Consider the following 17,877-nt stretch of genomic DNA (forward strand, 5'->3'; position numbering starts at 1 on the left):
GAAAACCGGTCAGCTCGGTCGCCCCTCGTTCACGCCCGTTTCGTCAGCGGAAACCGGTCGCGAAGCAGCCGCAGCACCGAGTCCGATGGCATCGGCGGGCCGAACAGATAGCTCTGTCCGTAACTGCAGCCCATCTTGGCGAGCTCGATCGCATCCTCGTTGGATTCGATGCCTTCGGCCACCACCTTCATCTCGAGCTCGCGCGCCATCGATATCACCGATCGGAGCACGGTCGCCTTCTTGTCGCTGCTGTCGCGCACCAGCGCCTTGTCGAGCTTGATCGTGTCGAAGGGGAAGCGGGTGAGATAGGCGAGCGAGGAATAGCCGGTGCCGAAATCGTCGAGCGCCAGGCCGATGCCGGCTTCCTTGAGCTTCTGCAGCACGAGGCGGGCCTGTTCCGGGTTTTCCATCACCATGGATTCCGTCAGTTCCAGCTTCAGCCGCGAGGGCGTGCAATGGGTCTTGGCGAGAACCGAACGCACGTCGTCATAAAGCTCGTTGTTGAGCAGTTGCACGCTCGACAGGTTGATCGACACGAAGATCGGCAATTCGCCGGTCTGGGTCTGCCAGCTCATCAGATCGTTGGTTGCCTGTTCCAGCGCGAACATGCCGAGCGGGCCGATGAGATCCGAGGCCTCGGCGATCGGAATGAATTCCGACGGCGGGATATTGCCGCGTTTGGGATGCTCCCAGCGCATCAGCGCCTCGAAGCCGGCGATCTCGACATCCTCCAGCCGGGCGATCGGCTGGTAGACCATCGACAATTCGCGGCGCTCGATGGCGCGGCGCAGATCGGTTTCGAGCTGCAGCCGGTCGGTGCCGAAATCGCGGAAGGCCGGCTGGAACGGCTCGACGCGGTTGCCGCCGGCCCGTTTCGCCCGGTACATGGCAAGCTCGGCGTCGCTGAGCAGACCGCTGGCGCTCTCCTGCCGGTCCACCCAGGAAGCGAGCCCGATCGACGCGGTCAGAATGATCTCGCGATTGGAGAAGTTGATCGGCACCATGATCGCCTTGCTGACCGCATCGGCAAAATCGGCGACCTTGGCCGGATTATGCTCGGACACCAGGATGAGGCCGAACTGGTCGCCGGCAAGCCGCGCCAGCGTATCCTGCGGCTTCATCAGCCGGCGCAGGCGCCGGGTCAGCGCGATGAGGATGTTGTCGCCGGCCGCAACGCCGAGCGCATCATTGACCAGCTTGTAGCGGTCGATGTCGATGACCATGACCGTCGGGCGCAGCGTGTCGCCGCCCGGCGCTAAGGCCAGCACTGCCTGCAGCCGGTCGAGGAAGACCTGCCGGTTCGGCAGGCCGGTCAGATTATCGTGCAGCGCATCATGCAGCAGCCGCTCGACGGAATTCTTCTGCTCGGTCACGTCGACAATCGTGCCGACGCAGCGGATGATCTCGCCGTTGGAGCCGAGCACCGGCCGGGCGCGGATCAACAGCCAGTGGAAATGCCCGTCCTCGGCGCGGATGCGGAATTCGTGGTTCAGCCGGCCGCGCCGGTGTTCGAGCAGCACGTCGAGCGTGGCGCGGAAACGGTCGCGGTCATCAGGGTGCAGCCGCGGCAGCCAGTTGCGCGCCGCCCCATGCATGGTGCCGGGGGACAGGCCGAGCTTGACCGAGACGTCGGGGATGGTGACGACGCGGTCGCGCGCCACATCCCAGTCCCACACCATGTCGCCGGAGCCGGTCAGCGCCAGCGATTGCCGCTCGAGATCGGAAAACAGCCCCTGCTGGAAGGCGCCGCCGGCAAAGGCGTGCTGCATGACGGTAAAGCCGATCAGCAGCACGATCAGCACCAGGCCGCCGCCGAGCGCCGGCTGGATGATGTCGTTGTCGAGCCGCCCGGTGACCGTCAGCCACGCCCCGAACAGCCAGACGAGCGTCAGCGCCCAGGCGGGCACCAGCAGGATCGCGCGGTCATAGCGGTTGAAGCCGAGATAGATGATCAACAGCAGGCCGGTCGCCGCCGTCAGCGCGAAGGACAGCCTGGCGATGCCGGCGGCAATCGACGGATCGTAGATCGCCACGCCGAAGAGCAGGGCAAGGCCGAGCACCCAGGCGAGTGTGGCGTAACCGAGATGCGCATGCCAGCGGTTGAGGTTCAGATAGGTGAAGAGGAAGATGACGAAACTCGAGGCCAGCGCCACTTCCGCGCAGGCGCGCCATATTCGCTGGTCGGCCGAGGCGACGCTGATCAGCTTGCCGAGGAAGCCGAAGTCGACGCAGATATAGCCGAGCACCGCCCAGGCGAGTGCGGCGGTTGCCGGCAGCATCGAGGTGCCCTTGACGACGAAGAGGATCGTCAGAAACACGGCGAGCAGGCCGGCAATGCCGAGCACGATGCCGCGATAGAGCGTGAAGGCGTTGATCGTATCCTTGTAGGCGTTCGGCTCCCAGAGATAGATCTGCGGCAGCTCCGGCGTCGACAGTTCGGCGACGAAGGTGATGACGGCGCCGGGGTTCAGCGTGATGCGGAAGACATCGGCCTCGTCGCTCGGCTGCCGGTCGAGCGCAAAACCTTCGCTCGGCGTGATGGCGCTGATGCGCTGCGAGCCGAGATCCGGCCAGAACAGCTTGGAATTGACCAGACGGAAATGCGGGGCGACGATAACGCGTTCGAGCTGTTCCTCGGAAACGTTGGCAAGCGCAAACACCGCCCAGTCGCCCTGGTGGTTTTCCGAACTCGCCCGGACCTCGATGCGGCGGCGGATGCCGTCGGCCCCGGCCGCCGTCGACACCTGGAAGGCCTCGCCCTGGTTGGCGTAGATCTCGGTTGTCGCCGTCAGATCGAGCGCGGTATCGTCACGGGAAATCTTCACCGGCTCGGCCGCCCGGGCAAGACCCGCCGAAAGGGCGAAGACCGCCAGGAAAAGGGCTGCGATCACCGCGATCACTCGTCCGGACGGTGACTTGGGCAGCATGCTGTTTCTGGTCATCGGCTGTCGGTTTTCCTGCCTTTATCCGTATCGGTGGCGAGCCGTGAGAACATCACGTGGTCGTGCCACTGACCGTTGATCTTCAAATATCCGCGCAGATAGCCTTCCCGTTGAAACCCGGCCTTTTCAAGCAGACGCATGCTGCGCGCGTTATCTGGAATACAGGCTGCTTCAATACGGTGCAACTCAAGCCCGGAGAAGATGTAAGGAATAACCAACTGAAGCGCGGCATACATATGCCCCTGGCCGGCATGGCGTTCGCCCATCCAGTAGCCGATCATGCAGCTTTGTGCCGCACCCCGCCTGATATAGCCGATGGTGATGCCGCCGACGAGGGTACGGTTTTCCTTGAGGAAGATGAACAGCGGGATTGACTGTCCCGAGGCGTATTCCTGCTTGCCGCGGATAACGCGGGCGCGGTAGGCGCCCTCCGTCAGCTCGTCGCGCCGCCAGGTCGGCTCCCACGGTTCCAGGAAGTTGCGGCTTTCGGCGCGCAGCCGGTGCCACTGGTTGAAATCCTGGTAGCGCGGCAGGCGCAGGAGGTATTTCTCATTCTCCAGCTCCACCGCATCGGGCTGCCGCGACAGGAACCGAAACACCGATTTTGGCATCGATCACTCCCGGCAGACGGACGTCGGCTCAGCTGGCCTGCATCGTCTTCGGCGCCGGGACCGAAAGCGAGGCGATGATATCTTCCATCGGCGCGAGCTGTTCCAGCGGCCCGATCGCCGAAAGCGTCGGCACCGTGTCGAAGAACAAGCGGCCGGCGAGGTCGGTCAGCCGCTCGATGGTGATGCCTTCCAGCCGTTCCATCATCTCCGGATTGGAGATCGGCCGGCCGTAGAGCATCATCTGCCGTGCGATCTGGCCGGCGCGGGCGGCCGGGCTCTCCTGGCCCATCAGCAGCTGGGCGCGGATCTGGGCGCGGGCGCGTTCGATTTCCTTCTGGTGGATCTCATTGGCCGACTTGTGCAGCTCATCGATGATGACCGGCACCAGCTCCGGCAGGTTTTCGCCGCCGGTCGCGGCATGGATGCCGAAGATGCCGGTATCGGAAAAGCCCCAGTGGAAGGCATAGACGGAATAACAGAGACCGCGGAATTCGCGCACTTCCTGGAACAGCCTGGAGGACATGCCGCCGCCGAGGATATTGGCGAGGATCTGCGAGCAGTAGAAATCGCGGGCGTGGTAGGGCTTGCCCTCGAAGCCGAGCAGGATCTGCGCATCCATCAGGTCGCGCGGCTCGCGCACGCTGCCGCCGATATAACGGGCCGCTTCCATGACCGGCGGCGCCGATGGCGAAGTCGGCAGGCTGGCGAAACGATCCTCGACCATGCGCAGGAATTCTTCATGCTCGACGGCGCCGGTCGCCACCACGAACATGCGGTCGGTCGTATAGTTGCGGCCGAGATAGGTGCGGATCTGCTGCGGGGTGAAGGAAACGACGGTCTGCGGTGTGCCGAGGATGGCGCGTCCGAGCGTCTGGTCGCGATAGGCGGCCTCCGAGAACTTGTCGAACACCACGTCGTCGGGCGTGTCGTTGGCGGCGTTGATCTCCTGCAGGATCACCTGCTTCTCACGCTCCAGCTCCTCCTCCTCGAAGGCCGATTCCGTCAGGATGTCGGCGAGGATGTCGACGGCGAGCGGCACGTGATCCTTCAGCACGCGGGCGTAATAGGAGGTCGTCTCGGTCGAGGTGGCGGCGTTGACCTCGCCGCCCACATCCTCGATCTCTTCGGCGATCTGGCGGGCCGTACGCCGCGCCGTGCCCTTGAAGGCCATGTGTTCGAGCAGGTGGGCGATGCCGTGCTCGTCTTCCGTCTCGTTGCGCGATCCCGATTTGATCCAGACTCCGAGCGCAACGCTTTCCAGGTGCGGCATGGTTTCTGTGACTACTGTCAGCCCGGATTTGAGCCGGGTGCACTCAACTGTCATTGGCTATCTTTCTGCGCCTGCTGTCGTCTCGCTGCGGGCGTGCTGGCCGATAAAGGTTTCAACGGCTTTCAGCTCCGGTTTGATGATCTGGAAGCGCTCCTCCCTGTGCATCAGACCAGCAAGCCACGTCGGAAGCGCCGGGTCAATACCGCTGGCCGATTTTACGGCGACCGGGAATTTCGCCGGATGCGCGGTCGCAAGCGTCACCATCGGCGTATTCGGCTTTTCCTTCTTCTTCGCCACGAAGACGCCGATCGCCGAATGCGGATCGAGGAGATAACCGGTTTCGGCATGGGTCTTGCGGATCGTCTCGGCCACCTGCCGCTCGCTGGCGCGGCCGGCGCGGAAGTCGCGTCGGATCGCCTTCAGCGCTTGCGCGCCGATCTCGAAGCCGTTGGATTGCTTGAGGCTTTCCATTGCCGCGCGCACCTTCGAGGCGTCGCGACCACAGGCTTCGAACAGCAGCCGCTCGAAGTTCGACGAGATCTGAATATCCATCGACGGCGAGCTCGTCGCCTTGACCGCCTTCATGTCGTAGCGGCCGGTCTTCAGCGTCCGTGTCAGGATGTCGTTCTCGTTGGTGGCGATGACGAGCCGGTCGATCGGCAGGCCCATGCGCTTGGCGCAGTAGCCGGCGAAGATGTCGCCGAAATTGCCCGTTGGCACCGTGAACGAGACCTTGCGGTCCGGCCCGCCGAGCGCCACGGCGGTCGTGAAATAATAGACGATCTGGGCCATGATGCGCGCCCAGTTGATCGAGTTGACGCCGGAAAGCCGAACCTTGTCGCGGAAGGCCGCGTCGTTGAACATCGCCTTCACCAGGTTCTGGCAGTCGTCGAAATTGCCTTCGACGGCGAGCGCATGCACATTTGACGACGTCGAGGTGGTCATCTGCCGCTGCTGCACCGGCGAGACCTTGCCGTGCGGGAACAGAATGAAGATATCGGTGCGCTCGCGCCCGGCAAAGGCGTCGATCGCCGCCCCGCCGGTGTCGCCCGAGGTGGCGCCGACGATCGTCGCCCGCTCGCCGCGTTTTTCCAGCGCATAATCCATCAGCCGGGCGAGCAGTTGCATCGCCACGTCCTTGAAGGCAAGCGTCGTGCCGTGGAAGAGCTCCATGACGAAGCTGTTCGGGCCGGTCTGGACGAGCGGCGCGATCGCCGGATGGCGGAAGGTGCCGTAGGCCTCGTCGATCATCGCCCGGAAGGTTTCCTCGGGGATCTCGCCATTGGTGAAGGGCGACAGGATGGTGAAGGCGATTTCCTGATAGGTCTTGCCCCTCAGCGCGCGGATTTCTTTCTTCGAAAACTGGGGCCACTCGCGGGGAACATAGAGCCCGCCATCGCGCGCCAAACCCGTCAAAAGGGCGTCGCAAAAGCCGAGGGCAGGGGCCTCGCCGCGGGTCGAGATATAGTCCACGTTGGTCATCCTTGATCTATCGCTGGAAGAAATTTGGCCGGGCCCGGCCGTGGGCCGCTCCGCCGGAAACCGGCAGGGGCTGCGCTTGCGGCCATACCATCGCCGTTATCTTGTTGAAGTTGCCCGCATCCGGCGGCGAAAAGTGCATCAAAACGGCGCGTACCCAATCGATTTTTGTTTGCGCCGCTGATATAGACCATCGCAAACCGTCGTGAAAGGCCTCACGGAAAAGACTGGGGCATCCAAGAAACGCTTGTGCAAAGGGTGGAACATAGTGCTCGGCAAGGTCTCGCGTCTTATCATCTCCGCTTCTTTCGTTGCCCTGCTTGCCGGCTGCAACTCGCTCGGCATCGGCGGCGACAACAAGCCGGAGGCGGCGCCGGCGCAGCCGAACGGCAATGCCCAGATCATGCCGCTGGCGCCGGCCAACCCCTCCTCGAACAACCCCTCGATCGGCACGGCCAAGACGGCGCAGGGCACCATCGCCCCGGTTGTCCAGGGCGCCTGCCCGCAGATCTTCATGCGTGACCAGGATGCGATCTTCCGCACTTACGCCAAGGGCAAGAAGGACGATCCGCAGCAGATCGTCTTCCAGGCCTCCTTCGGCGACTATACCCGCCAGTGCACCTTGAACGACACGAACCTGACGATGACCGTCGTCGCCCAGCTGCGCCTGATCACCGGCCCGGCCGGTGCTCCCGGCCCGGTGACGCTGCCGATCCGCGTCAGCATCCTCGATGGCGAGAACGTGCTCTACTCCGAGGTCACCAAGTTTCCGACCGAAATCCCAGCGGGCTCACCGGGCACGCAGGTCATCTTCCGCAAGGAAGGCATCAAGATGCCGGTCGGCGCCGGCGCCCTGGTGCGCGTCAACGTCGGCTTCGACACTCAGCCGGCCAAGGGCAAGAAGAGCAGCTGATTATTTCGGCAACCTGCGGTCTGGCGCGCCGGCGCGATGCCTCCGCAACCGCGACGGAGCGATGGCAAAAAAGCGGCGGCGCTCAAGCTCTGCCGCCGGTGTGTTGGCGAGAACCCCAACCCCACACTCCGTCATCCCAGGGCTTGATCCTGGGATCCACAGCCAAGCCCGCCTTCCACTTCTCTTGCAGTGCGACGCCATTGCTGTTCAGTGCCAGCCGCATGGATCCCAGGGTCAAGCCCACTGCTGTCCGGTTTAAATTCGTTACCATTGGAGGCTCATCTGGTGGAGATGGTGTGGCGGAGTGGCGGTGGGTTGCAGCAGGCGGTCGATCCTGCGGCGGTGCATGAGATTGGCGCGCACCAGGCGGGCGAAAGCGAGCGGGCTTGTGACGGTGGTCTGGTCAGCCTTGGCCATCTGCAGCAGCAGGTAGGCGATCAGGGCAACGGCGATCTGGATGCGCACGGCATTCTCGCTGTTGCCGAGGAAATGGCGGATCTTCAGCGTCTGCTTGACCCAACGGAAGAACAGCTCGATCGCCCAACGGCGCTTGTAGAGCGCGGCGATCTCCTCTGCCGGGGCATCGAGATCGTTGGACAGGATGCGCAATATCTTGCCGGTTTCGATCTGCACGCAGATCTCCCGCACCGGCCCGCTCATCGGATTCCTGCGGCTTTTCGCCATGCGCTGCGGCAGGAGGCCGACCCGATCCGACATGATGGTTCCATCCGGGCTGACCGCTTTTTCCTCTGTGACGGCCAATCTGGTATGGGATTTGAGGCGCGTGACGATGCGGCAGCCGGCGGCATTGAGCTTCGCCCACCAGCCGAAATCGTAATAGCCGAGGTCGAAGACATAGGTGGCGCCCGCCTCGATCGGCATTACCTTGGCGGCGGTGATGTCGTTGACATTGGCCGGCGTCACCGCCGCATAGATCGGCCGTTCGGCATTGGCATCGTAGACGACGTGAACCTTGGCGCCGCAGGCCTGATCGGAAAAGCGTGCCCAGTCCGATCCCGCTCCGGAAAGGCGCAGACTGCTGCTGTCGATCAGATGGACCGCCTCGCCGACGGCCCGCTTGAGCCCACGCCCGGCGCGTGACACCATCTGCGCGAACAGCTCGGCGAAAACCGCACTCGAGCGCCGGCCATTGGCGTCGGCAAGGGTCGAGCGTGACACCGGTTGGGCGCCGAGATGGTAAAGACCGCTGCGGTGGCTTTGCAGGCCGCCGACGATTTCGCGCAGGCTGACAGCCCCGGAAAGCTGGCCGTAGAGCAGCGCGACCAATTGGCTCTTCGTCGACAGCCGCCGCACGTGCTTGTCGGCCTGATGCTCCTCCACAAGTCTTTCGAAGGCCGCCCACGGAATCCGCTTCAACAGATCATGAAAGACGCTATTCTGATGCCGCACGGTGTTGTTCCTCTTTCGTGTCCGGGATTGTCGCCAAACATCCGAATACGAGTAGAATCAACACCGTGCGCCATGTCCACCAAATTTAAACCGGACAGCCGTGGGTCAAGCCCTGGGATGACGGAGGAGAGGTGGGTGTCGCGGGCGCGGGCCCTAAAGCACGCCTTCCCATTCCGCCAGTGCGGCGACGACGCCCGGCAGGTCGGTCATGCGCGAGATCACCGTTTCGGCGCCGGCATCCGTCAGCTTGTCGGCATGGGCGGGGTAGCTGTGCGAGGCGCCGGTGAAGCCGATGACGCGCATGCCGGCGGCGCGGGCGGCGTGCACGCCGTGGACGGAATCCTCGACCACGACACTCTTGTCGGGAGAGATGCCCATGCGGCTTGCGCCGTGCAGGAAGATATCCGGCTTCGGCTTGACGCGGTCGGCGCCGAGATCCTTGGCCGAGAAGATGTTGGGTGCGAACAGCGACTTCAGGCCGACCTTGCCGAGCATCATGTCGAGCCGCTTCGTGCTCGAATTCGAGCAGATGCAGCGCTTCATCGGCAGCCTGGAGACGGCAAATTCGACGCCCGGGATCGCCTTGACGTCGTTCGCCAGCCTGATGTCGAGCAGCTTCTCGGACTTATCGAGCAGGGAAGCCGAAAGCGGGATGCTCGCCTCGCGCTCGACCTGCAGCAGGATGTTGTGCCAGGTCATGCCGGCGAAACGCTCGCCCATTTCCTCGACGCCGATCGGATATCCGGCATCCGTCAGCAGCGCGGATTCGACTTCGGCGGCGATGATTTCGGAATCGACGAGAACGCCGTCGCAATCGAAGATGATAAGGTCGAAGCCGTCCATATGTTCACGCCTTGCTGCAAGTCCGGATCTGATCAGGGAGTGCAGCGGCTTTACACGATGGGGGGCCAAAGCTCAACCGGATCGCAAGCATGGCAGCGATGCGGCAGACGACCGGCTCAGCAGCGGCTGCCGCTGATACGATCTCTGAAGGGCAGGGCCCGCCATCATGCATGCATGGCGAGCCCTGGTTGACTACTGTTGTTCCGGCAGGATGATCTTGTTGCGGGTCGTGCTCTTCACCGGCTTCTCGCCGGGCACATGCGACATGGTGCGGGTCGTGCTCTGCAGCGTGTCGCCGTCGGTGCTGGTCTTGGTGCGGGATTTGCTGAACGTTCCCTGATCGACGGCCTGGGCCTTGGTCTGGGCCTTGAGCTTGTCGCCATTGTTATCGTTGATATGCGTCTTGCTTTGCGCCCTGCCGTCGACGGTGGCCGCACTTCCCCCCGATCCGATCGAGGAGGTCGTGCCGCCGTCGGTGCGGCAGGCGCCCGCCGTTCCGACCGAGCTCGCCGAGGTGCCGCCGGCCGAAGCGCTGCCGCCCGTTCCGACCGTTCCGGCCGCGTTGCATTCCTCGGCAAGACCGACCGAAGTCGACGCGAGCAGCGCGATGGATGCGGCTGCGATGAGATTGATAGGTTTCATGGGCCGTCTCCTATTTCATGGGCTTGGTGACGGAACAGGTTCCGTCCGAACGTTTGGTGATCACGGTGCCGTCAGGCCGGGTGATGCTCGCCGTGGAAAAGCTGTCGGCGCTGCCGGATCCGGCCGAGGAGCCGGCCGAAGCGGATGACGAAGAGGAGCCGGGCGAGCCGCTCCCTGTTGTGGTCGATGACGACACCTGCCCGTTGCCCGCCGTCACGGTGGTGGATGTATTCCCCGCCTGCGACTGGACGATCGTGCATGTCGTTCCGTCGTCGAGCTTGATCTCCTCCGACATTGCCTGCCCGGCGATCAGGGCCAGAGAAGCGGTCAGTGCGATGGTGGAAAGTTGGGTCATTGTCTTATCTCCAGGGGTTTGGCCGGCGCCGTCGTGGCGCCGGCCGACGACGTCAGCAGCCCTTGGTGCCGGCGGCGTCCTTCTTGACCTGGCCGGGCGCACAGCCCTTCTTGCCCTTGTTGTCGTGCGAGGTACCGGCTGCACTGCTGCCGGTGCCGACGGTGCTGCCGGTCTTGTCTCCGTCAGCCGACGAGGCGCCTGTGCCGACACTCGAGGCCGAATTCGCATCGCCCGAGCCCGCGGCAGAACCGCCGGTGCCCACGCTGCTGCTGGAGGTGCCGCCGCCGGCCGACGAGCCACCCGTGCCAAGCGTAGAGGCGGAACCGGATCCAGAGCCCGAGCCCGCGGCCGAGCCGCCTGTACCGACCGAGCTGCTCGATGTGCCGCCGCCGGCAGACGAGCCGCCGGTGCCGATCGTCGAGGATGAGCCGGGCGTGCAGTTGGTGGCGCCGGCAGGGCAGGTGCCCCCGGCAGAGCTGCCACCAGTACCGACGGTGCTGCTCGCAGTTCCGCCGCCGGCCGACGAACCGCCGGTGCCGACCGTGCTGGACGATTGCGCAAAAGCGGAAACCGCAGTGCCGGCCAGAAGGGCCGCCGCCAATGCCAGATGTGTTACCTTCATCATGGTGTATTCCTCCATTTGTCGTTGAGTTGCTGTCGCATCCGGCGCGGATGGACAGCTGTTTGACAAACTTCGGTTACATCCCACTGTTCCTATCCTGGGCCCTCAGTCGGATCAGGGCCGGACCTTGGTCTGGTCGTCACACGCGAGCTGCAGAAGGCAAAACATGGATTCGATGCTTTATGCCTCGACCGGAAACAGGCCCAGGAATTGCCGGTCGCCTTCCGGCGAGAAGATGATCGAGCGGCTTTCGGCGGTGCGCCGGGCCCAGCCCTTGTCGAGGAAGCTTGACAGCAGCGCCTTGCCGAGGCTGCCGGCCAGATGGGCCCGCCTTTCGCTCCAGTCGAGGCAGGAGCGGCAGAGCGGGCGGCGCGAGGATCTGAGATTGCCGACGTCGATGCCGATGCGCTTAAGATCGCTTTCGCCCTTTTCGGTCAGCGACAGGCCGTCTCCGACCGCCTCGATCGCGCCTGAGGCGATCAGGCTGTCGAGCATGCGCACGCCGTAATCGCCGGCCAAGTGATCGTAGCAGATGCGCGCCTTGCGCAGCGCCGGCTCCTTCGGTCCCGGCCGGTGGCGCAGATGCCCGCGTCCGGCGGCAAAGCCCATCATGCTTTCGATCAGCCGGGCGGCGGCCTCGTCGGCGAGCGTAAAATAGCGGTGGCGCCCCTGTTTGCGCTGGGCCAGCAGGCCGCCGGCTTCGAGCTTGGCAAGATGGGTGCTTGCCGTCTGCACGGTGATGCCGCCGACGCCGGCAAGCTCGGTCGCCGTCAGCGCCCGCCCGCCGGTCAGCGCCGCCAGCATGTTGGCCCGCGCCGGATCGCCGATCAGCGCGCCGATCTGGGCAATGTCAGGACCTTCCTTCATAGTTCGATCGTAACCGAAGCATCGCCGTCAGGCAATGTGCGAAAACGGGCAGGCACAAAGGAGAAACACCGATGATTACCTGCTTCATCCGCTATCAGATCGACCCCTTCAAGAAGGAGGCCTTTGGCGAATATGCCCGCAACTGGGGCCAGGCCGTCCCGAAAAACGGCGCCGACCTGATCGGCTATTTCGGCCCGCACGAGGGATCGGCGACGACCGCCTACGGCGTCTACAACATCGAAAGCCTCGCCGCCTACGAGGCCTATCGCGCCAGGCTGGCCGCCGACCCGCTCGGCCGCGACAATTACGAATTCGCCAGGCGCGAAGCCTTCATCCTCAAGGAGGATCGCATCTTCCTGAAAAACGTCTCCGCTCCTCACGCCAGGCTGGTGCTGCCATGATCGCCGTCATCTTCGAAGTCGTGCCCTATATGGGCGAACGCCACAAATATCTCGATCTCGCCGGCGAGCTCAGATCAGAGCTCGAAAAAATCGACGGCTTCATTTCGATCGAGCGGTTCGAGAGCCTGACGAACCGCGGCAAGCTGCTGTCGCTCTCCTTCTTCCGCGACGAGGAAGCCGTCCGAAACTGGCGCAATCTCGAAGCCCATCGCGCCGCCCAGCAAGCCGGCCGCGGCGGCATCTTCGCCGATTACCGCCTGCGAATCGCCAGCGTCTTGCGCGACTACGGCATGTTCGAACGCGACGAGGCACCGGCGGATAGCCGCAGCGTTCACGATGTGGCGTGAGGTCGAGAGCGAGCTCATCCCGCGCGGTCGCCAGGCCGGCGCTGTGAAAACTGCAGTTGGCGCAACCCGTTCGAACTATACGCGTGACAATGAATTTATTTCATCTATCAAAATGCAGAAAATGCTATCTGCAGTTTAAATATCAAGCAATGCGGAAAAACCAGATCGTGTGGGTTTCGAAGATAACAAAATTTGCGTGGGCGGCTATATTTTCTTTTATCTACATTGTCTTCGTGCTCTTCGTAATTTCGACGGCTCTCATGTTCATCCAGAATCCTGATTTCATTGGTGTTACATTCCCAGAACGAGCGATCGCAGATGCCGCGCGGGTAACCCGCGGTAGTCAAAGCGAGATCGATGGAGAGTGCAGCATGAAAGGCAGTTATTTTGATAAGCAAGTTACCTGTGAGATGAGGAGAATGCAGGGTAATAAGATAACGGACACTGTGCTGTTGGAGTATAGGGTGATGTTTGACACGATCACGAGCTTTCATGATGTCCGGGAAAATTTTCAATAAAGAGATGTTTGACGTGTTTGCGGCCATCTTTGCCGGCCAGCTTGGCTGTCACCCGAATAAATTCCCGAAATCGGCCACCCCTTCAGGCTTTGGTAACTAAGTTGGGTAACCATAACGGAGAGTTAAGCGTAGAGCGTATGAGTGAGTATCAGAATGGCATCAGTTTTTCCGCTTGCCGACCTCAAGGCCTCCGTCAAGTCGGATTCCCGGCCGGGCTCCTGGGTTGACACGATCATCAAGGGTGACTGCGTCAGCGCCCTTGAAGCCTTGCCCACCCACTCGGTCGACGTCATCTTCGCCGACCCGCCGTACAATCTCCAGCTCGGCGGAACGCTGCATCGTCCCGATCAGTCGCTGGTCGATGCGGTCGATGACGAATGGGACCAGTTTGCTTCCTTCGAGGCCTATGATGCCTTCACCCGCGCCTGGCTGCTTGCCTGCCGCCGCGTGCTGAAGCCGACGGGCTCGATCTGGGTGATCGGCTCCTATCACAATATTTTCCGCGTCGGCGCCACGCTGCAGGATCTGAATTTCTGGATCCTCAACGACATCATCTGGCGCAAGACCAATCCGATGCCGAATTTCAAGGGCCGCCGCTTTCAGAACGCCCATGAGACGATGATCTGGGCAAGCCCCAATGCCAAGGCCAAGGGCTATACCTTCAATTACGATGCGATGAAGGCCGCCAATGACGACGTGCAGATGCGCTCCGACTGGCTGTTTCCGATCTGCAACGGCAATGAGCGGCTGAAGGGCGAGGACGGCAAGAAGGTGCATCCGACCCAGAAGCCGGAAGCGCTGCTTGCCCGCGTCATCATGGCTTCGACCAAGCCCGGCGATATCGTGCTCGATCCCTTCTTCGGTTCGGGAACGACGGGCGCCGTCGCCAAGCGTCTCGGCCGCCACTTCGTCGGCATCGAGCGCGAGCAGGATTATATCGATGCGGCATCCGCCCGCATCGCCGCCGTCGAGCCGCTGGGGAAGGCGGAACTGACCGTCATGACCGGCAAGAAGGCCGAGGTGCGCGTTGCCTTCAACGTGCTCGTCGAAAGCGGCCTGATCAAGCCCGGCCAGGTCTTGACCGACGCCAAGCGCCGCTACAGCGCGATCGTGCGCGCCGACGGCACGGTAGCCTCAGGCGGCGAGGCCGGCTCCATTCATCGTCTCGGCGCCAAGGTGCAGGGCCTCGATGCATGCAACGGATGGACCTTCTGGCATTTCGAAGACGGGCAATCCCTGCGCCCGATCGACGATCTGAGGTCCGTCATCCGCAGTGATCTGGCAAAGGTGGATTGAGCAGCGCCTTCGCGGGATCGAGATACCTTCTTCCGGTTTCCTCCAGTTGCGGAAGAAGGCCAAGGCGCCCGGGGCTCGAGCCTCGGGCGTCTTCTATTTGAGCGGGGAAGCGCGATGATCAGAACTGGTGATAGTCGGTGACTTCGACCCGCGTAATCCGGCCGTCTTCATTGAAGGTGATCGTCTCCTCGCCCTCGCGGATCAGCGGCTTGCCGGTCCGGCTGTGGGTGGCGCGGAGCGACCAGACCGCGCGGCCGGAGAGGGGCGTCAGCCGCTCCACCAGCGAATTCCCGGCCGCCTGATCGGGATAATCGTCGAAATAGCGCCGGAAGGCGGCCATGATCTCGCTCCGTCCGGCAAGGCTGCCGACGCCGTTCGAGACATAGGTCGCGTCCTCGGCAAAATGGGCTTCGATCGCGGGAAAATCGAGAGCGTTGATGGCGGCGTGGAAGCGCTCGATTTCCTCTGCCGGGTCGAAAGCCATGGTCTCAGACCCTCAATCCGTAAGCGGCGAGATCGCTGCGCAGCTTCTCGGCGCCCGAAAACAGCACCGCGTTCCAGCCGAAGGTCTTGGCGCCTTCGACATTAACAGGCGCGTCGTCGATGAAGATCGTCGCCTTCGGATCGAGGCCGAAGCTCTTCGTATGGCTGTCGTAGATCGCGGCATCCGGCTTGATCAGACCGACATCGCCGGAAACGGTCACGCCGCGCGGCAGCTTGAGGAAGGGAAAGCGCTCCTGCGCCTCGCGGAAGGTGTCGGAGGCGAAGTTGGTCAGCATCGTCACGTCGCGGCCTTCGGCGATCAGCCCTTCCATGATTGCGACGCTCTCGTCATAGGCGTGCGGCACCATCTCGTGCCAGTGTTTGCGGAAAGCGCGGATGTGCTCTTCGCGGGCCGGGTGCTCGGCAATCAACAGCGCCTCGGCCTCTTCCCAGGTGCGGCCGCGGTCCTGCTCGATGTTCCAGTCGTGGGTGCAGATATTGGCGAAGAACCAGTTGCGCTCGGTCTCGTCGGGGATGAGGCGGGCGAAGGGCAGATGCGGATCGTAATGAATAAGGACTTTGCCGATATCGAAAACGATATGTTTTATCTCAGTCGTCATGGTCATGCCTTGGCTGTTTTGAATGCGAGAGGAATAGCCGCTGCAATCGCTTTTTTCATGATGGTCGGTAACGCCTGGGCTTCAAGATTTGTAACCGGCTCCCACCATTCGTCATTCACGCCATCACTCGGCTTCGGCTTTGCGGGGATTGCCGCCCGCCAGATCGACAGCCGGAGCTCGAAATGGGTGAAGACATGGATCACGGTGCCGCAGGCCTGCCAGGCCGCCTCGAAGGGCGCGGCCGCAGAAGAGGTCTCGCCGTCGAGCCGCGCCGTCCAGGCGGTCGTCGGTACCTCGGTCATGCCGCCGAGCAGGCCGCTTTCGGCGCGCCGCCGCAGCAGGATCTCGCCATCGCCGCTCACCGCGACGAAAGCGGCGCCATGGCGCACCGGCTTTTCCTTCTTCGCCGCCTTGACCGGAAAGAGCTCGGGATCGGAAAGCTTCAGTGCCTGACAGGCATTGCGGAACGGACAGAGCGAACAGGCCGGCCGCTTCGGCGTGCAGATCGTCGCTCCGAGATCCATCATTGCCTGGGCGAAATCGCCGGGCCGGCCTGACGGCGTCAGCAGCGCCACCTTCGCCTTCATCGCCGGCTTGGCGGCCGGAAGGGGCGTTTCGATCGCATAAAGCCTGGAGATCACCCGCTCGACATTGCCATCCATCACGGCAGCCTGCCGGTTGAAGGCGATGGCCGCGACAGCTGCAGCGGTATAATCGCCGATGCCGGGCAGCGATTTGAGGCCCTCTTCGGTGTCGGGAAAAACGCCGCCATGCTCTTTCGCCACGGCCTCGGCGCATTTCTTCAAATTGCGGGCGCGGGCATAATAGCCGAGCCCCGCCCAGGCGGCCATGACAGCGTCGTTCTCGGCCGCGGCCAGATCGGTCACTTCGGGCCAGCGCTCAAGAAACTTCTCGAAATAGGGTTTGACCGCCTGCACGGTCGTCTGCTGCAGCATCACTTCGGACAGCCAGACACGATAGGGATCGGGTTTGACGCCGCGCGCCGCCATGCCGGGCGTCACCCGCCAGGGCAGGTCGCGGTGATGGCGGTCGTACCAGTCGAGCAGGGGCTTGGCGGAGGGCGTGTCGAGTGTCGTGATCGTCATGATTTGCCGGGATCGGGGGAAGTGCCTATACTTGGCGAAGCAATGCCGCGCGATCAAGTCGGTCCCGTCACTTCGCGGCAGCGCCCAAGGTTTTCGATGAGTTATCCACGCAAAGGTGCAAAGCAGATTTCCGAGCTGGCGAACGGGCTGATCGATCCTGTCCTGGCGCGCCGCGCCGGCATCAACACGGCGCTGCTCGGCTCCTGGAGCGAAATCGCCGGCGAGGATTTCGCCGATTGCACCCGCCCGGAAAAGATCGCCTGGGCCCGCGGCGGCGGCGATGACGGCAGCTTCCGCCCCGGCGTGCTGACGATCGCCTGCGAAGGTGCGCGCGCGCTTTTCCTCACCCATGCCCAGGGCGAACTGATCCAGCGCATCAACAGCTTCTTCGGCTTCGCCGCCGTCCACCAGATCCGCATCGTCCAGAAGCCGGTCTCAAACCTCGCCCGCCGCTCCCGCACCCCGCAGCCGCTGAAGGGCGAAGCCGCCCGCAAGCTGGAAGGCATGATGGAGGGGATCGAGGGCGACAAGCTGCGCCAGGCGATCCAGCGGCTGGGTACCGCGGTGATGGGCAAGCGGGGACGATGAACTGCGCCAAATGTCAAACTTCACTTGAAGTGCTCCACGGGTGTATTACACTGTAATCATCTGACGGAGGCACAGGATGCGCAGCAGCAAACCCATTACGGTCACGCTCGGCAGCCAGCAGAAAAGCTTGGACGCCCGGCTGCAATCGGGTGCCTATAGCTCTGCAAGCGAGGTTATCCGCGCTGCTTTGCGCGCGCTCGACCGGGAAGAAGATGCGATCGACGAAATCATGCGCCAGAAAATTCGCGAGGCTATCGACGATCCGGGTCCGGATATTGATGCCGATACGGTGTTTGAGCGGCTCGAACATCTCCATGCCGAACGCGTGAAGGCTGGGCGCGGTGGCGTTTAAGGTCGCGTTTCGCCCCAGGGCGGAGAAGGATCTGTTTGATATTTATGAATTCATTGCTGCCGATAATTTTCCGGCGGCGATCGAATTCATTGCCGGTTGAGACAATTCTGTCATCAGTTGGAAGACATGCCGGAAAGGGGATCACCGCGCGAGGATTTTGCTCCGGGCGTCCGCATTTTGGTATTCGAACGGCGTGTGACCATTGCTTACCG

Annotated in this window: 20 protein-coding genes; 6 read left to right on the forward strand and 14 right to left on the reverse strand. The window is 63.0% G+C overall.

Translation table 11 applies throughout. The annotated features are described in order from the left end of the window. Positions 1 to 29 precede the first annotated feature (29 nt). Genes Tal182_RS05070 through thrC form a run of 4 tightly spaced genes read right to left on the reverse strand, consistent with a single transcriptional unit; the run spans position 30 to position 6,305 of the window. Complete coding sequence (locus Tal182_RS05070) at positions 30 to 2,942, reverse strand: sensor domain-containing phosphodiesterase (RefSeq protein WP_085858319.1); 2,913 nt, start codon at positions 2,940 to 2,942, stop codon at positions 30 to 32. Beyond that, complete coding sequence (locus Tal182_RS05075; RefSeq protein WP_011424324.1) at positions 2,939 to 3,553, reverse strand: GNAT family protein; 615 nt, start codon at positions 3,551 to 3,553, stop codon at positions 2,939 to 2,941. The genes Tal182_RS05070 and Tal182_RS05075 overlap by 4 nt, the downstream gene beginning before the upstream one ends. Before the next feature lie 28 nt (positions 3,554 to 3,581). Beyond that, positions 3,582 to 4,877 carry a pitrilysin family protein gene (locus tag Tal182_RS05080; protein ID WP_085858321.1) on the reverse strand — a complete coding sequence of 432 codons (1,296 nt, stop codon included), beginning with the start codon at positions 4,875 to 4,877 and terminating at the stop codon, positions 3,582 to 3,584. Positions 4,878 to 4,880: 3 nt separating this feature from the next. Beyond that, on the reverse strand, positions 4,881 to 6,305 hold the full coding sequence (gene thrC / locus Tal182_RS05085) for a threonine synthase (protein WP_085858323.1): 1,425 nt from the start codon (positions 6,303 to 6,305) through the stop codon (positions 4,881 to 4,883). 262 nt (positions 6,306 to 6,567) lie between these two features. On the opposite strand from thrC, the gene Tal182_RS05090 reads away from it, so the two are divergent. Then, positions 6,568 to 7,215, forward strand: coding sequence for a hypothetical protein (locus Tal182_RS05090; protein ID WP_170965922.1), 648 nt, complete (start codon positions 6,568 to 6,570; stop codon positions 7,213 to 7,215). Between the two features lie 264 nt (positions 7,216 to 7,479). On the opposite strand, the gene Tal182_RS05095 is transcribed toward Tal182_RS05090, so the two are convergent. From Tal182_RS05095 to Tal182_RS05120, 6 genes are all read right to left on the reverse strand, one after another. Beyond that, positions 7,480 to 8,625, reverse strand: a complete 1,146-nt coding sequence (locus tag Tal182_RS05095; protein WP_085858327.1) for an IS4 family transposase — start codon at positions 8,623 to 8,625, stop codon at positions 7,480 to 7,482. 153 nt (positions 8,626 to 8,778) lie between these two features. After that, complete coding sequence (locus Tal182_RS05100) at positions 8,779 to 9,468, reverse strand: HAD family hydrolase (RefSeq protein WP_085858329.1); 690 nt, start codon at positions 9,466 to 9,468, stop codon at positions 8,779 to 8,781. Positions 9,469 to 9,660: 192 nt separating this feature from the next. Further along, positions 9,661 to 10,110 carry a hypothetical protein gene (locus Tal182_RS05105; RefSeq protein ID WP_085858330.1) on the reverse strand — a complete coding sequence of 150 codons (450 nt, stop codon included), beginning with the start codon at positions 10,108 to 10,110 and terminating at the stop codon, positions 9,661 to 9,663. A gap of 10 nt (positions 10,111 to 10,120) precedes the next feature. Continuing rightward, the gene (locus Tal182_RS05110; protein ID WP_085858332.1) at positions 10,121 to 10,465 is read right to left on the reverse strand and encodes a hypothetical protein; all 345 of its coding nucleotides are present in this window, start codon (positions 10,463 to 10,465) and stop codon (positions 10,121 to 10,123) included. A gap of 52 nt (positions 10,466 to 10,517) precedes the next feature. Next, on the reverse strand, positions 10,518 to 11,090 hold the full coding sequence (locus Tal182_RS05115; RefSeq protein ID WP_085858334.1) for a hypothetical protein: 573 nt from the start codon (positions 11,088 to 11,090) through the stop codon (positions 10,518 to 10,520). A 177-nt stretch (positions 11,091 to 11,267) separates the two neighbouring features. Beyond that, positions 11,268 to 11,954, reverse strand: a complete 687-nt coding sequence (locus tag Tal182_RS05120; RefSeq protein WP_085858336.1) for a metalloregulator ArsR/SmtB family transcription factor — start codon at positions 11,952 to 11,954, stop codon at positions 11,268 to 11,270. A 71-nt stretch (positions 11,955 to 12,025) separates the two neighbouring features. On the opposite strand from Tal182_RS05120, the gene Tal182_RS05125 reads away from it, so the two are divergent. Beyond that, entirely contained in the window at positions 12,026 to 12,355 is a 330-nt protein-coding gene (locus tag Tal182_RS05125; RefSeq protein WP_085858338.1) for an NIPSNAP family protein, read from the forward strand. Further along, positions 12,352 to 12,702 (forward strand): antibiotic biosynthesis monooxygenase, encoded by a 351-nt coding sequence (locus Tal182_RS05130; RefSeq protein WP_085858340.1) that lies wholly within the window; start codon positions 12,352 to 12,354, stop codon positions 12,700 to 12,702. Before Tal182_RS05125 ends, Tal182_RS05130 begins: the two co-directional genes overlap by 4 nt. 107 nt (positions 12,703 to 12,809) lie before the next feature. Here Tal182_RS05130 and Tal182_RS32115 read toward each other — a convergent pair whose 3' ends face one another. Beyond that, positions 12,810 to 13,247 carry a hypothetical protein gene (locus tag Tal182_RS32115; protein WP_164517757.1) on the reverse strand — a complete coding sequence of 146 codons (438 nt, stop codon included), beginning with the start codon at positions 13,245 to 13,247 and terminating at the stop codon, positions 12,810 to 12,812. Positions 13,248 to 13,373: 126 nt separating this feature from the next. Here Tal182_RS32115 and Tal182_RS05140 point away from each other — a divergent pair, with 126 nt between their 5' ends. Continuing rightward, positions 13,374 to 14,516 (forward strand): site-specific DNA-methyltransferase, encoded by a 1,143-nt coding sequence (locus Tal182_RS05140; RefSeq protein WP_085858342.1) that lies wholly within the window; start codon positions 13,374 to 13,376, stop codon positions 14,514 to 14,516. Positions 14,517 to 14,634: 118 nt separating this feature from the next. Here the strand turns inward: Tal182_RS05140 and Tal182_RS05145 are convergent, their stop codons facing one another. The 3 genes from Tal182_RS05145 to mutY are packed head-to-tail and all read right to left on the reverse strand — an operon-like array spanning position 14,635 to position 16,725. Further along, on the reverse strand, positions 14,635 to 15,000 hold the full coding sequence (locus tag Tal182_RS05145; RefSeq protein ID WP_085858344.1) for a nuclear transport factor 2 family protein: 366 nt from the start codon (positions 14,998 to 15,000) through the stop codon (positions 14,635 to 14,637). Positions 15,001 to 15,004: 4 nt separating this feature from the next. Beyond that, complete coding sequence (locus tag Tal182_RS05150; RefSeq protein WP_085858346.1) at positions 15,005 to 15,619, reverse strand: HAD family phosphatase; 615 nt, start codon at positions 15,617 to 15,619, stop codon at positions 15,005 to 15,007. Positions 15,620 to 15,621: 2 nt separating this feature from the next. Next, complete coding sequence (gene mutY, locus Tal182_RS05155; RefSeq protein ID WP_085858348.1) at positions 15,622 to 16,725, reverse strand: A/G-specific adenine glycosylase; 1,104 nt, start codon at positions 16,723 to 16,725, stop codon at positions 15,622 to 15,624. 96 nt (positions 16,726 to 16,821) lie between these two features. Between mutY and Tal182_RS05160 the strand changes: the two genes are divergently transcribed. Further along, the gene (locus Tal182_RS05160; protein ID WP_064805944.1) at positions 16,822 to 17,313 is read left to right on the forward strand and encodes a DUF721 domain-containing protein; all 492 of its coding nucleotides are present in this window, start codon (positions 16,822 to 16,824) and stop codon (positions 17,311 to 17,313) included. Positions 17,314 to 17,389: 76 nt separating this feature from the next. After that, the gene (locus Tal182_RS05165; protein WP_085858350.1) at positions 17,390 to 17,665 is read left to right on the forward strand and encodes a type II toxin-antitoxin system ParD family antitoxin; all 276 of its coding nucleotides are present in this window, start codon (positions 17,390 to 17,392) and stop codon (positions 17,663 to 17,665) included. Positions 17,666 to 17,877: the final 212 nt, after the last annotated feature.

This window comes from Rhizobium sp. TAL182, assembly GCF_002117725.1.
Taxonomy (GTDB): Bacteria; Pseudomonadota; Alphaproteobacteria; order Rhizobiales; family Rhizobiaceae; genus Rhizobium; species Rhizobium esperanzae.

Coding starts and splice junctions, on each gene's coding strand:
- Tal182_RS05070 (WP_085858319.1), bottom strand. CDS start 2,942: ATGACCAGAAACAGCATGCTGCCCAAGTCACCGTCCGGACGAGTGATC.
- Tal182_RS05075 (WP_011424324.1), bottom strand. CDS start 3,553: ATGCCAAAATCGGTGTTTCGGTTCCTGTCGCGGCAGCCCGATGCGGTG.
- Tal182_RS05080 (WP_085858321.1), bottom strand. CDS start 4,877: ATGACAGTTGAGTGCACCCGGCTCAAATCCGGGCTGACAGTAGTCACA.
- thrC (WP_085858323.1), bottom strand. CDS start 6,305: ATGACCAACGTGGACTATATCTCGACCCGCGGCGAGGCCCCTGCCCTC.
- Tal182_RS05100 (WP_085858329.1), bottom strand. CDS start 9,468: ATGGACGGCTTCGACCTTATCATCTTCGATTGCGACGGCGTTCTCGTC.
- Tal182_RS05105 (WP_085858330.1), bottom strand. CDS start 10,110: ATGAAACCTATCAATCTCATCGCAGCCGCATCCATCGCGCTGCTCGCG.
- Tal182_RS05110 (WP_085858332.1), bottom strand. CDS start 10,465: ATGACCCAACTTTCCACCATCGCACTGACCGCTTCTCTGGCCCTGATC.
- Tal182_RS05115 (WP_085858334.1), bottom strand. CDS start 11,090: ATGATGAAGGTAACACATCTGGCATTGGCGGCGGCCCTTCTGGCCGGC.
- Tal182_RS05120 (WP_085858336.1), bottom strand. CDS start 11,954: ATGAAGGAAGGTCCTGACATTGCCCAGATCGGCGCGCTGATCGGCGAT.
- Tal182_RS05125 (WP_085858338.1), top strand. CDS start 12,026: ATGATTACCTGCTTCATCCGCTATCAGATCGACCCCTTCAAGAAGGAG.
- Tal182_RS05130 (WP_085858340.1), top strand. CDS start 12,352: ATGATCGCCGTCATCTTCGAAGTCGTGCCCTATATGGGCGAACGCCAC.
- Tal182_RS32115 (WP_164517757.1), bottom strand. CDS start 13,247: ATGGCCGCAAACACGTCAAACATCTCTTTATTGAAAATTTTCCCGGAC.
- Tal182_RS05140 (WP_085858342.1), top strand. CDS start 13,374: ATGGCATCAGTTTTTCCGCTTGCCGACCTCAAGGCCTCCGTCAAGTCG.
- Tal182_RS05145 (WP_085858344.1), bottom strand. CDS start 15,000: ATGGCTTTCGACCCGGCAGAGGAAATCGAGCGCTTCCACGCCGCCATC.
- Tal182_RS05150 (WP_085858346.1), bottom strand. CDS start 15,619: ATGACGACTGAGATAAAACATATCGTTTTCGATATCGGCAAAGTCCTT.
- mutY (WP_085858348.1), bottom strand. CDS start 16,725: ATGACGATCACGACACTCGACACGCCCTCCGCCAAGCCCCTGCTCGAC.
- Tal182_RS05160 (WP_064805944.1), top strand. CDS start 16,822: ATGAGTTATCCACGCAAAGGTGCAAAGCAGATTTCCGAGCTGGCGAAC.
- Tal182_RS05165 (WP_085858350.1), top strand. CDS start 17,390: ATGCGCAGCAGCAAACCCATTACGGTCACGCTCGGCAGCCAGCAGAAA.